Source organism: Curtobacterium sp. NPDC088465, from assembly GCF_044753165.1.
GTDB lineage: Bacteria > Actinomycetota > Actinomycetes > Actinomycetales > Microbacteriaceae > Curtobacterium.
The window spans coordinates 930257-941977 of record NZ_JBIVMR010000001.1; the positions used below are offsets into that span (position 1 = coordinate 930257).

Annotated in this window: 12 protein-coding genes; 5 read left to right on the top strand and 7 right to left on the bottom strand. The window is 72.4% G+C overall.

Translation table 11 applies throughout. From position 1 onward, the window contains the following. Window positions 1-35 precede the first annotated feature (35 nt). Window positions 36-1025 (top strand): NAD(P)/FAD-dependent oxidoreductase, encoded by a 990-nt coding sequence (locus ACIP6W_RS04220; protein ID WP_400428419.1) that lies wholly within the window; start codon window positions 36-38, stop codon window positions 1023-1025. Here ACIP6W_RS04220 and ACIP6W_RS04225 read toward each other — a convergent pair. The 5 genes from ACIP6W_RS04225 to ACIP6W_RS04245 form a co-directional block, all read right to left on the bottom strand. Continuing rightward, window positions 1010-1678, bottom strand: coding sequence for a pentapeptide repeat-containing protein (locus ACIP6W_RS04225; RefSeq protein ID WP_400428421.1), 669 nt, complete (start codon window positions 1676-1678; stop codon window positions 1010-1012). The genes ACIP6W_RS04220 and ACIP6W_RS04225 overlap by 16 nt on opposite strands. Before the next feature lie 4 nt (window positions 1679-1682). Then, window positions 1683-2117, bottom strand: coding sequence for a DUF6314 family protein (locus ACIP6W_RS04230; RefSeq protein WP_400428423.1), 435 nt, complete (start codon window positions 2115-2117; stop codon window positions 1683-1685). Window positions 2118-2126: 9 nt separating this feature from the next. Beyond that, on the bottom strand, window positions 2127-2474 hold the full coding sequence (locus ACIP6W_RS04235) for a hypothetical protein (protein ID WP_400428425.1): 348 nt from the start codon (window positions 2472-2474) through the stop codon (window positions 2127-2129). Window positions 2475-2671: 197 nt separating this feature from the next. After that, window positions 2672-3730, bottom strand: coding sequence for an NAD-dependent epimerase/dehydratase family protein (locus tag ACIP6W_RS04240; protein ID WP_209684328.1), 1059 nt, complete (start codon window positions 3728-3730; stop codon window positions 2672-2674). Window positions 3731-3758: 28 nt separating this feature from the next. Further along, window positions 3759-4949, bottom strand: coding sequence for a zinc-dependent alcohol dehydrogenase (locus ACIP6W_RS04245; RefSeq protein WP_251154230.1), 1191 nt, complete (start codon window positions 4947-4949; stop codon window positions 3759-3761). A 221-nt stretch (window positions 4950-5170) separates the two neighbouring features. On the opposite strand from ACIP6W_RS04245, the gene ACIP6W_RS04250 reads away from it, so the two are divergent. Beyond that, window positions 5171-5989, top strand: a complete 819-nt coding sequence (locus tag ACIP6W_RS04250) for a polysaccharide deacetylase family protein (RefSeq protein ID WP_400428427.1) — start codon at window positions 5171-5173, stop codon at window positions 5987-5989. Between the two features lie 123 nt (window positions 5990-6112). On the opposite strand, the gene ACIP6W_RS04255 is transcribed toward ACIP6W_RS04250, so the two are convergent. Continuing rightward, on the bottom strand, window positions 6113-6736 hold the full coding sequence (locus ACIP6W_RS04255) for a DNA alkylation repair protein (protein WP_209684331.1): 624 nt from the start codon (window positions 6734-6736) through the stop codon (window positions 6113-6115). A gap of 31 nt (window positions 6737-6767) precedes the next feature. Then, complete coding sequence (locus ACIP6W_RS04260; RefSeq protein ID WP_400428429.1) at window positions 6768-7925, bottom strand: peptidoglycan DD-metalloendopeptidase family protein; 1158 nt, start codon at window positions 7923-7925, stop codon at window positions 6768-6770. 354 nt (window positions 7926-8279) lie between these two features. Between ACIP6W_RS04260 and ACIP6W_RS04265 the strand changes: the two genes are divergently transcribed. The 3 genes from ACIP6W_RS04265 to ACIP6W_RS04275 are packed head-to-tail and all read left to right on the top strand — an operon-like array spanning window position 8280 to window position 11718. Continuing rightward, complete coding sequence (locus ACIP6W_RS04265; protein WP_400428431.1) at window positions 8280-9896, top strand: ABC transporter substrate-binding protein; 1617 nt, start codon at window positions 8280-8282, stop codon at window positions 9894-9896. Then, the gene (locus ACIP6W_RS04270) at window positions 9893-10846 is read left to right on the top strand and encodes an ABC transporter permease (protein WP_066651635.1); all 954 of its coding nucleotides are present in this window, start codon (window positions 9893-9895) and stop codon (window positions 10844-10846) included. The genes ACIP6W_RS04265 and ACIP6W_RS04270 overlap by 4 nt, the downstream gene beginning before the upstream one ends. Further along, the gene (locus ACIP6W_RS04275) at window positions 10843-11718 is read left to right on the top strand and encodes an ABC transporter permease (protein ID WP_066651633.1); all 876 of its coding nucleotides are present in this window, start codon (window positions 10843-10845) and stop codon (window positions 11716-11718) included. The genes ACIP6W_RS04270 and ACIP6W_RS04275 overlap by 4 nt, the downstream gene beginning before the upstream one ends. The last annotated feature ends 3 nt before the right edge of the window (window positions 11719-11721 follow it).

The window sequence follows — 11721 nt, forward strand, 5'->3', positions numbered from 1 at the left end:
TGCCGTTGTCGCCGACCACTGTCCATGATGCGGTCATGCGTGATCACTACGACGTCATCGTCATCGGCGGCTCGGCCGCCGGCCTGTCCGCCGCACTCATCACGGGGCGGTCGCGCCGTTCCGTCCTCGTCGTCGACGCGGGTGAGCCCCGGAACGCGCCCACCGAGGGCGCCCACAACTACCTCGGGCGCGAGGGCGTCGCACCCGCGGAGCTGACCCGGATCGGCCGTGAGGAGGTCGCCGCGTACGGCGTCGAGGTCGCGGCCGGGAGGGTCGTGGCCACGTCCGCCACCGAGGGCACCGGTGTCGACCCCGTCGGCTTCTCGGTCACCCTCGACTCCGGAGCGGTCGTCACGTCGCGCCGGCTGGTCGTCGCCTCCGGCGCCGTCGACGTGCTGCCGGACGTCCCCGGCCTCGCCGAGCAGTGGGGACGCGGCGTCGTGCACTGCCCGTTCTGCCACGGGTGGGAGGTCCGCGACGGCCGCATCGGTGTCCTCGTCACCACACCGAACGGTGCGCACCACGCCCAGATGTTCCGCGCGCTGAGCGACCGGGTCACGGCGTTCGTCACGGACCCCGCACTGGTCGACGACACCGCGCTCGCCGGTCTCCGGGCCCGCGGCGTCGAGGTGGTCGAGGCGTCGATCACGCGGGTCCGCTCCTCGGACGGCGTCCTGACCGGTGTCGAGCTCGACTCCGGGGAGGTCGTCGCGCTCGACGCGCTCGCGGCGTCGAGCACGGCGGAGCCACGCGTCGGGTTCCTCGAGGGGCTCGGGCTGCACGCGGAGGACGTCGTCGTGAACGGCTTCCGGTTCGGCGGTGGGCTCACCGTCGACGCGGTCGGCCAGACGGGCGTCCGCGGGCTGTACGCCGCGGGCAACGTCACGTCACCGATGGCCACCGTCATCGCGTCTTCGGCTGCGGGGACCCAGGCCGGTGCCGCGGTGCACGGCGACCTCGTCCAGGCCGACATCGCGGCGGCGCTGGCCGCCGACGCGGAGCCCGCCGGTCACTCCACGCGGTAGCCGGCCTGCGCTGCCAGGAGCGGCGCGAGGGCGAACAGCTGGTCGGTGCCGATCGTCGCCCCGCGGAGGCCCTCGAGCCGCTCCACCCGGTCGAGGTCGGCGTCGCGCAGGTCCACGTGCTCGATGCGGGTGCCCGAGCCCTCCACGGAGCGGATCCGGGTGCCGGGGAAGGCCACGCGCAGCAGCCGGGCGTCGGCGACGTCGAGCTCGTCGACCACGCAGTCGCGGAACACGACGTCGGTGAGCGTCGAGCCGCGCAGGTTGACGAACCCGAGCTTCATGCCGACGAACTCGACCCCGTTCAGCGTCGCGTCGTAGAGCTCGGCGGAGCCGACCCGGCCACCGGCGACCCGGACCTCGCGCCAGGCGCTGCTCGAGGCGCGGAACACCGGCGCGTCGAGCGTCTCGACCACCGAGTCGCGGATGCGCAGTCCGCGCAGGTCGGTGCCGTCCGCCCGGAGCGTGTCGACCACGCACTCCTCGAGCTCGAGGTCGGGCAGGCGCTCGCCCGCGAGGTCGAGCACGTCGATGCGCCTGCCGTCGATCCGGTCCCCGGTCAGGACGTCACCGGGCGCCGGTGCCCAGTCGTCGAGATCCCGCGGGTCGGTCGGGGTGATCCGTGGGGCGGCGGTACCGGTCGAGGAGCGTGCCATGCGCTCAGTCTGCCGTGGTGGACCGACGCTGCAGGACGCTGTCGAGCCGGTGGTCCTTCGCCGGGCCGCGTGCCCGCCACCGGACGGTCCAGCGCTCGGCGTCCCCGTCGAGCACGCCCGTGTAGTCGTCGGGCGCGCACGCGTGCTCGACCGTGGTGCCCCACACCCAGTCGTGGAAGACCCGGCCGTCGGCGAAGTGCACCGTCCAGTGGTCGTCCGGGCCCCGGCGCACGACGAGGGTCCGGGAGACCGGCACCACGCGGCCGTTGAACGTCATGGTGCCGGACTCGTCCCAGCGCACCTCGTCCGGGGTCGTCAGCGTCAGGGTCGTCGACCCGGTGACGGTGCCGGTCACACCCGCGAGGCGGTCGTCGACCGTCCGGCGGAGCGTCCAGTCGCCCAGCAGGTCCGTCGGCAGCAGCGGGCTCCTCGGCAGCACCCGGCCAGGTTACGCGCGGAGCGCCTCGGCCCGGGCGTCCCGGCGCTCGTCGTCGGTGATGAGGCCGCGGCGGTGCAGGTCGTCGAGCTCGGCGAGCCGGTGCTCTCGGGAGACCGCCGGAGCGAACGCTGCGCTCTGCATCGCCCGGTACGCCAGGTCCTCCTGCAGGGTCAGGGGGTCCTGTCCACGAGCGGCCATCCGTCGGGACCGGTGCACGACGAGGACGATCACCGCGACGACGCCGAGGAGCGTGACGATGCCGCCGACGGCCACGAGGGTCCAGACCAGGTCGTACACGGGCGGGATCAGCGGGTTGTGGGTCTCCCCGCCCGGGACCCCGAAGTCGTCGATCGCCATGTCAGCTCCTCCCCCGTCGGGCACGGTCGCGCCCTGGGCTGGAGCGTAGCGCGCCCGGTGCTTCCCAGAACAGGTGCCATGGCAGGGTTTTCCGGGCGTACCTGGTGGAACCGTCCCACCAGGGACGCCCGATTCCACCAGGGACGCCCGGTCCCACCAGGTACCCCGGGTCCCGCCACGGGCCGGGCCCGCGTCCCTCAGCCGCGCAGGGGCCCGGACGCCTCGACGTTCGCCCCGTCCGCGAACCCGCCGACGAGCTCGCGCAGCGCGTCCTCCGCCGTGTGCTGCGGCACCCACCCGAGCTCGCGCCGAGCCCGGTCGGTCCGCATGATCGGCACGCCGGCGGCGATGTCGAGCCATCCGGCGTCCGTCGGTTGGAGCCGGAGCCGCCAGGTCAGCGTGACGATCCCGCGCAGCAGCCGGAGCGGTACCCGCACCGCCCCGAGCATCCCCGCTGCCCGGGCCATGCGTGGCGGGGTGAGCACCGGCGTCGCCGCGATGTTGAACGCCCCGGCCGCACGTCGGTCGATCGTCCGCCAGAACGCGTCCGCCAGGTCGTCGGCGTGCACGGCCTGGAACACGAACGGCAGCGGCAGCGGCAGCACCGCGAACCGAGCCGCCCGGACGATCGACATCGGCACGAGGTGCCCGAGGAACAGCCCCCGGAGCTCGGCCGCGACCCCGCGCTGGAACACCAGTCCGGGTCGGAGCCGCGTGACGACGACCCCGGGGTGCTGCGACGCGAACACGTCGAGAGCGGCTTCGTTCTCGGCCTTGTGGATCGAGTAGGTGGCGGTCTGGATGCCGGTGGCGGGGAACGACTCGTCCACCGGGGTCCGCTTGCCCTCGACGTCGACGCCGCGGTAAGCGCCGACCGACGAGGACACGACGACCTGCCCGACGCCGGCCCGGGCGACCGCCGCGAGCACGTTCGCCGTCCCGGTGACGTTCGTCCGGTGCTGCGCCGGGATGTCGTGCGTCGGCTGGAGTGCCCACGCCAGGTGCACCACGGCGTCGGCGCCCTGGAACACCGCCGTCAGCTCGTCCACGGCGCGCGGACCACCGACGTCGACCGCGTGCCACACGGCGACGTCGTACGGCGCGACCCGGGCGTCCGGCACCCGGCGGGCGACGCCGACGACCTGCAGGCCGTCCTCGTCGCCCGCGCGGCCGTCACCGGTGAGCCGCGCAGCCGCGAGCCGTCGGAGCACCGCGGTCCCGACGTTGCCGGTCGCCCCGACCACGACGACGCGCATCAGCGCACCCGCAGCGGACGGGCGGTCATCAGGCCGCGGCCATCGACGGGTCGAGCACGACCTTGATGCAGCCGTCCTCCTTCTTCTGGAAGACCGAGTACATCTGAGGGGCGTCCTCGAGCGAGACCCGGTGCGTGGTGAGGTCGAGCGTGCCGAGCGGGTCCGAGGGGTCGGACACGAGCGGCATGAGGTCGTCGACCCAGCGGCGGACGTTGCACTGTCCCTCGCGGATCGTGATCTGCTTGTCGAAGAGGGTCATCATCGGCATCGGGTCGGCCATGCCGCCGTAGACACCGGACAGCGACACCGTGCCACCGCGGCGGACGAGGTCGATCGCCGCGTGCACCGCCGCCAGACGATCGACGCCCGCGGTCTCGATGGCCTTCTGCGCGAGCTTGTCGGGCAGCAGCCCGGCCGCGCGCTGGGCGAACCCGGCGACGGGGTTGCCGTGCGCCTCCATGCCGACCGCGTCGACGACGCCGTCCGGGCCGCGCCCGTCGGTGAGGTCGATCAGCTTCGACACCATGTCGTCGTCGAGGTCGAACACCTCGATGCCGTGCTTCGCCCCGAGGTCGCGGCGGACCTGCTCGGGGTCGACGGCGAGGACCCGGTACCCGAGGTGCTTGCCGATGCGTGCGGCGAACTGGCCGACCGGACCGAGACCGAGCACCGCGAGCGTGCCGCCCTCGGGGACCTCGGCGTACTGCACGGCCTGCCACGCGGTCGGGATGATGTCGCTCATGAAGAGCCACTGGTCGTCGGCGCCGGTGTCCGGCACCTTGATGGGCCCGTAGTCGGCGTGCGGCACGCGGAGGTACTCGGCCTGGCCGCCGGGGACCTGGCCGTACATCTTCGTGTACCCGAAGAGCGAGGCGCCGGTGCCGTACTCCTTGACCTGGGTGGTCTCGCACTGCGACTGGAAGCCGTGCTGGCACATCCAGCAGTGGCCGCAGGAGATGTTGAACGGCACGACGACGCGGTCGCCGACCTTGAGGTTCGTGACGGCGGAGCCGACCTCCTCGACGATGCCCATGGGCTCGTGGCCGAGGACGTCGCCCTTGTCGATGTACGGGCCGAGGACCCGGTACAGGTGCAGGTCGGAGCCGCAGATCGCCGTCGAGGTGATCCGCACGATCGCGTCGGTCGGCTCCTGGATCGTCGGGTCGGGGACGGTCTCGACGGACACCTTCTCGGTGCCCTGCCAGGTGAGTGCGCGCACGTCGCGTTCCTCTCGTCGTTGCTTCGGGCCGGCCGGGAGGCACGGCTCACGTGACCTCCTCGGTACGCGCCCGCCCCGTGGTGCCCTCCCAGCCCCGTCCTCCACGCGCGCTGCGGGCGGCGGTGGGCGGGCCTGTCGTCCGCACCGGTGGCCGGTCGGCCACCGCGACTCCTCCGGCGTGCGGATGCGCCGGCGCCCGCCCGGTCGGCAGGCTGGAGCCGATGGACCACAGCACCACCCGCCGGACGATCCTCGCCGGGGCGACCGGCACCCTGGCGGCCGCGGTCCTCGCTGCCTGTTCCGGTGGTGACCGGCCCGCGGCGCCGACGCCCTCCGCCCCCACGCGCTCGACGGCAACGCCGACACCCACGCCGACCCCGATCCCGACCCCGACCCCGACGAGGCCGGCACTGACGCGGGTCCCCCTGCCCGGCGGCACGGTCACGGGCCTGCCGGAGGGCACGCCGGGGATCGCGTGGACCGTGGACGACGGGGCATCACCCGAGGTCGTCGAGGCCTACGCCCGCTTCGCCGCCGAGACCGGGACGCGCCTGACGTTCTTCGTGAACGGGGACCGACCGTCGTGGACCGAGCACGCCGACCTGCTGCGGCCGCTCGTCGACTCCGGGCAGGTGCAGCTCGGCAACCACACGTGGAGCCACCCCGCGCTGACGAAGCTCGGCGACCAGGCGATCCAGGACGAACTGATGCGGAACCACGCGTTCCTCGAGCGGACGTTCGGGGTCGACGCCCGCCCGCACTTCCGACCGCCCTTCGGCTACCACGACGCCCGGGTGGACCGTGCCGCGGCGGCCGTCGGCTACTCGACCCCGCTGCTCTGGTACGGGACGCTCGCGGACTCGGGCGACATCACGGCGGAGCAGATCGTCGGCTTCGCGGAGCAGTGGTTCCAGCCGGCACACATCGTCATCGGACACGCGAACTTCCCCGGCACGATCGGGGCGCTCCCGAGGCTGCACGCCCTGCTCGAGGAGCGCGGTCTGGCGACCTGGACGCTGGACGACGTCTTCTCGCACTGACGCCCGGCGACCCGGCCGTCCGGCCGGGTTCCGCCGGTTCCGCAAGACGCAACGTCGGCGGCTGCTCGCAACGGTACAGCGCTGCGAGCAGTCGCCGTCGTTGCGTCTCGCGAGGGTGCGTCGTCAGCCGCGCAGGCGGTCCCGTTCGGCCGGCGGCAGGTGCTCGGTCGCGGTCGCCCGGGCCGCCGTCGACAGGAAGCGGCCGTTCCGCTCGAGGAAGGCCACGAGCGCCGACTCCGAGGCGCGCTTCCCCGTCTCGCGGAGGACCCACCCGAGCGCGGACTGCACGGCGTCGCTGCGCTCCCGGACCAGCCGACCGGCGATCGCGAGCGGCACCTCGGCGTCCCCCTGCTTGACGAAGGCGAGCGTCGCGACGACGGCGATCCGGCGGACCGTCGCCACGTCTGACTTCGCGAGCGCGAACAGCGGGCCGGTCGAGGTGCCGACGAGCGGGACACCGACGAGCTCCTCGGCCGCGACGTCCACCAGGACCGTGTCCTCGAACCGCTCGGCCTTCGCCGCGGCGAGGTACTCGTCGGTCAGCTCGGGGTCGGGGTGCGCGCGCATCGCCTGCACCAGCAGCAGCACGGCGACCAGCCGCGCTCCCGCGTCCTCGCTCCACAGCAGCGCCGAGCGCTCCCCGGCGTCGACGTCGGCGAACCGTCGGGCGACGCGCCGGGCACCCGCGACGTCGCCCGGGGTCCTGGCGAGGGCGGCGAGGACCGACTCGGCGTCGTGGCGCTGCATCCGCCCAGCCTAGGTCCGCGCAGAGCGGGGCTCAGCGGAACGACAGCAACGACAGCGGGTCCTTCAGCGTGCCGTTCACGCGGGTCTCGACGTGCACGTGCGGACCGGTCGACTGGCCGGTGTTGCCGGACTTCCCGATCTGCTTGCCGTTCCCGACCACCTGCCCCTTGGTGACCGAGATCTCGCTGAGGTGCGCCGTCAGGACGGTGGTCAGCCCGTAGGTGACCACGACGTAGTTGCCGTAGCTGGCGTTGTCCCGGACGACCGTCGTCACCGTTCCCGGGCCGGACGAGTACACGGGTGTCCCCACCTTCACCGGTGCGTCGGTGCCCTGGTGGTAGCGCGGCACGTGCCCGGCCCCGCGGTCGTCGCCGTACCGTCCGGAGATGGTCGTGCCGGTCACGGGCCAGAGCAGCCCGGTCACCGGTCGTGACGACCAGGTGCGGGTGCCGGAGCTGCCGTAGAGCACGACGTTCTGGTCCACCTGCACGAGCAGCTGACCGGCGCCGCGGCCGAACGTCCCGGACGACCACAGTGCGCGGCCGCCGTCGGGGCTGTAGACCACGAGGTTGCCGTCCGTCTGCACCGCTGCGGTCGCCCCGGGGTTGCCGAAGGTCTGCGACGACCAGACGGGCTTGCTGCTGACGTACTGGACGAGGTTGCCGTCCGCCTGCATGGTGAAGGTCGTGGTCGAGCCCGCGCCCGCGCGCAGGACCGTCCCCGGCAGGAGGACGTTGCCCGAGACGACCCGCGACTGTGCGACCTTGGTGCGCCAGAGCGGACCGTTCGTCGGCGTCCGCATCCGCAGCTCGCCGTCCAGCCGGACACCGAAGTCCTTCGCCGTCCCGGCGGTGCCCCACCTGGCGACGAGCCGACCGCTCCGGACGAGCGCGAGGTACCCGTCCTTCTGCACGACGGCAGCGGCCCCGGGCTGGTTCGCGGTGTTCGACGCCCAGAGCACGACGTTCCCGATGCCGTACTCGACGAGGTTGCCGTCGCCCTGCATGACGAGCCGGAACTGCCCGTTCGCGGACGTCACAGCATCGCCCGGCTGCAGCGTGGTGCCGGCCTTGACCGTCCCCTTGTAGGTGGTCGCGGCCTGCGCCGGCGACGCGGTGGCGACGAGTCCCGCGGCCGCGATGACGACGGCGGTGACGGCCGCAGCGAACTTCGCCCGTGCCCTGATCATGTGGTGGAACCCCTGCTCGTGGTGCCGCGGGCGTCGGATGCCGGCGCGGTGCGTGTCTCGGAACGGCGGGCCCCTGAAACCCACCGAGGGTCGATGTTCGCAGGAGGCCCTCGGTCGGGACAGCCCCCGGACCGGGGGCATGACACCGGGCGGGAATCGTGCAGACGAGCGCCGGCGGTCGGCGGAACTGTTACACACCGGAAACACACTGTGTACAAACGAGCGCTGTCAGTCGTGATTGTATGCAATCACCGCACTCCTGAGCGTGACCCCACAAGAGTCACCACGCACACCAGCAGCTCCAGGAACACGATGTCCCAGACTCCCGCTCGACGCCGCCGGACACTCCTCGCCGTGCCCGCAGTCGCCCTGGCCGCCTCGCTCGCGCTCACCGCGTGCGTGCCGGTCCAACGCTCGAAGGCCGGTGGCGCCACCGCCGGTACCGTCACGACCGTCGCGATCGGCGACCAGCAGGTCCGCGAAGGCGGTGACCTCGTCATGGCGCTCTCCGCCGAACCGGACCGGCTCGACCCGACCACCTCGTCGTCGCTGTACACCCGGTACGTCATGGAGACGATGTGCCAGAAGCTCTTCGACATCGACGCCGAGGGTGCGATCATCCCGATGCTCGCGACCGAGCTGCCGACGGTGTCGGACGGCGGGAAGACCGTCACGTTCCCGGTGCACACCGGCTACCGCTTCGCCGACGGCACCCCGTTCGACGCGGACGCCGTCGTGACGACGCTCGAGCGGAACCTGACGAAGGACGACTCGAGCCGGAAGAGCGAGATGGGTCCGGTCTCGAGCATCGACGCGGTGGACGACCACACCGTCCGCATCCGCTACTCGACCCCGTTCGCCCCGATCACCGCGGCGCTCGCCGACCGTGCGGGCATGGTCATGTCGCCGACGGCACTGGAGCAGGAGGGCGACGGGTTCGGGGACGCCCCGGTCTGCATCGGCCCCTACAAGTTCGTCGAGCGCGTGCCGCAGACCTCGATCACCGTCGAGCGCGACCCGATGTACCACGACCCGGCGAGCGCCCACTTCGACCGGATCACCTACCGGATCATCACCGACGCCAGCATCCGCGCACAGAACCTGAAGTCCGGGGACGTCCAGGTCGCCGACACGATCTCCACGCAGGACGTCGACGACCTGATGGAGCGGAAGGACCTGGAGGTCCTGCGCACCGGCTCCCTCGGCTACCAGGGCATCACGATCAACCTCGCCAACCAGGACGGCGTCGGCACCGACCCGGAGCCACTCGACACCCCGCTCGCCACCGAGCGGAAGGTCCGGCAGGCCCTGTCCATGTCGATCAACCGCGGCGAGCTCGTGCAGAGCGTGTTCCGCGGGTGGGCGGACGTCGCGTGCTCCCCGATCCCGGACACGAGCGCCTTCGCGACCGACGCGAGCACGGCGTGCCCCGAGTACGACCCCGACCACGCGAAGGAGCTCCTCGAGGAAGCGGGGGTCGAGCAACCGTTCCCGATCGAGATGGAGGTGACGAACACCCCCGACACCGTCCGGTTCGCCCAGGCGCTCCAGGCCCAGGCCCGCGCCGGGGGCTTCGCGATCACGATCACCCCGGTCGAGTACACGACGCTGCTCGACGACCAGACCCGCGGCGACTTCCAGGCGCTGCAGCTGGGCTGGTCGGGCCGTGTCGACCCGCACGGCAACATCGGCTCGTTCCTCGGCACCGGCGGCGGCAACAACTACCCGGGCTACAGCGACCCCGAGGTCGACGACCTCATCGCCCGGGCGGCGCAGGCCACCGACCAGCAGGAACGCGCCGACCTGTACGGCCAGCTGGTCACGAAGGTGCAGCAGGACGACCCGATCATCTACCTCTACCGGACCCGCAGCATCACCGGCGTCAGCTCCGACGTCGCCGGGGTGTCCACCTTCGCCGACGGCGTGGTCCGGCTCAGCCAGGCGGCGTTCGTGGAAGGCAGCGACAAGTGACCCGGTACGTCCTGACACGGCTCTGGCAGGCGGCGCTCACGCTCGTCCTCGCCTCGATCGTGGTCTTCTTCGGGGTCCGGCAGCTGCCGGGCGACCCGGCCCTGGCCCTGGCCGGCGAGGAGGCGAGCCCCGAGCGGCTCGCCGCCGTCCGCGCCGACCTCGGCCTCGACGACTCCCTGCTCGTGCAGTACTGGCGCTTCGTCGTCAACGCACTGCAGGGCGACCTCGGACAGTCCACCCGCACCGGCACTCCGGTCACGGACCTGCTCGGCTCGACGCTCCCCGTCACGCTGTGGCTCGCGCTCTACGCGATCGTGGTCGCGGTCGTCGTGGGGGTCGCCCTCGGCACCCTCGCCGAGCGCTACCGCGGCCGGTGGCCCGAGTGGATGGCGAACGCCGCCGCGCTCGTCGGCCTGAGCGTGCCGAACTTCTGGCTCGGCATCCTCGCGATCGTCTGGCTCGCGGCGGGCCTCGGCTGGTTCCCCGCCTCGGGCTACGTCCCGGTGACGCGGGACCCGCTCGGCGCGCTGCACCACCTGACGCTCCCGGCGCTCATCCTCGGCACGTCGCTCGCGGCCGTCATCATGCGCCAGACCCGCGCGTCGATGATCGAGACGATGAAGACCGACTTCGTCCGGACCGCCCGCGCGAAGGGGCTCAGCCGCCCGCGGGTGCTCTTCCGCTACGGCCTGCGCAACTCGATGATCGTCGTCGTCACGATCGTCGGCCTGCAGCTCGGTGGCCTCATCTCGGGCGCGGTCGTCACGGAGCGCATCTTCGCCCTGCCCGGGTTCGGCAAGCTCACGCTCGACGCCGTGTTCACCCGCGACTACCCGGTCATCCAGGCCGTCGTGCTCGTGATCACCCTGGGCTACGTCCTCATCAACTTCGCCGTGGACGTCCTGTACTCCGTCATCAACCCGAAGATCCGCGTCGGAGGCACCGCATGACCACCATCACCGCTCCCTTCGACCTGGGCTCGAGCCGCGGTCGCATCTGGAAGCAGGTCCGGACGAACCGGCTCGGCATGACGGGCGGCATCATGCTCGCCGTCGTCGTGCTCGCCGGGATCACCGCACCGCTCGTCGCACCGCACGACCCGACCGCGACGCACTTCGACCTGCCGTTCCAGGTGCCCTTCACCGTGGGCTTCGGGTTCGGCACCGACGACCTCGGCCGCGACATCCTGTCCCGCACGCTGTACGGGATCCAGGTCTCGCTCGTCGTCGGCGTGCTGTCGGTGCTGCTCGCCGTCGTGGTCGGCACCCCGCTCGGTCTGCTCGCCGGGTACTGGCGCTGGCTCGACGCGATCATCTCCCGCCTGACCGACGTCGCCCTCGCGTTCCCGTTCCTCATCATCGCGGTCGGGCTCGCGGCGATCAGCGGGCCGAGCCTGTCGAACGCCGTGATCGCGATCGGCATCTCGCACGTGCCGGCGATGATCCGCATCGTCCGCGGTGAGACCCTGCGGATCACGAGCGCCGACTTCGTGACGAGCGCGAGGACGCTGGACGCCGGCGGCGCGCGCATCATCGCGCAGCACGTCCTGCCGAACTGCGTCTCGGCGATCATCGTGCAGGCCACCGTGATCATGCCGGTCGCGGTGATCGGCGAGGCACTGCTGTCCTTCCTCGGGCTCGGCATCCAGCCGCCCACGCCGAGCCTCGGCATCATGCTCTCGGACGCGCAGCAGTACCTCGGCCAGGCGCCGTGGGCCGCCGTCGTGCCGGGGGTCGCGATCGCCGTCATCTGCCTCGGCTTCAACCTGTTCGGGGACGCCCTGCGCGACGCCCTCGACCCCACCGCCTCGGACCGGAAGTAGCAC

What these genes read in the sequence shown, in the direction of transcription:
- ACIP6W_RS04275 (WP_066651633.1), top strand. Translation starts at nt 10,843, where the DNA reads ATGACCACCATCACCGCTCCCTTCGACCTGGGCTCGAGCCGCGGTCGC.
- ACIP6W_RS04260 (WP_400428429.1), bottom strand. Translation starts at nt 7,925, where the DNA reads ATGATCAGGGCACGGGCGAAGTTCGCTGCGGCCGTCACCGCCGTCGTC.
- ACIP6W_RS04255 (WP_209684331.1), bottom strand. Translation starts at nt 6,736, where the DNA reads ATGCAGCGCCACGACGCCGAGTCGGTCCTCGCCGCCCTCGCCAGGACC.
- ACIP6W_RS04250 (WP_400428427.1), top strand. Translation starts at nt 5,171, where the DNA reads ATGGACCACAGCACCACCCGCCGGACGATCCTCGCCGGGGCGACCGGC.
- ACIP6W_RS04235 (WP_400428425.1), bottom strand. Translation starts at nt 2,474, where the DNA reads ATGGCGATCGACGACTTCGGGGTCCCGGGCGGGGAGACCCACAACCCG.
- ACIP6W_RS04240 (WP_209684328.1), bottom strand. Translation starts at nt 3,730, where the DNA reads ATGCGCGTCGTCGTGGTCGGGGCGACCGGCAACGTCGGGACCGCGGTG.
- ACIP6W_RS04225 (WP_400428421.1), bottom strand. Translation starts at nt 1,678, where the DNA reads ATGGCACGCTCCTCGACCGGTACCGCCGCCCCACGGATCACCCCGACC.
- ACIP6W_RS04220 (WP_400428419.1), top strand. Translation starts at nt 36, where the DNA reads ATGCGTGATCACTACGACGTCATCGTCATCGGCGGCTCGGCCGCCGGC.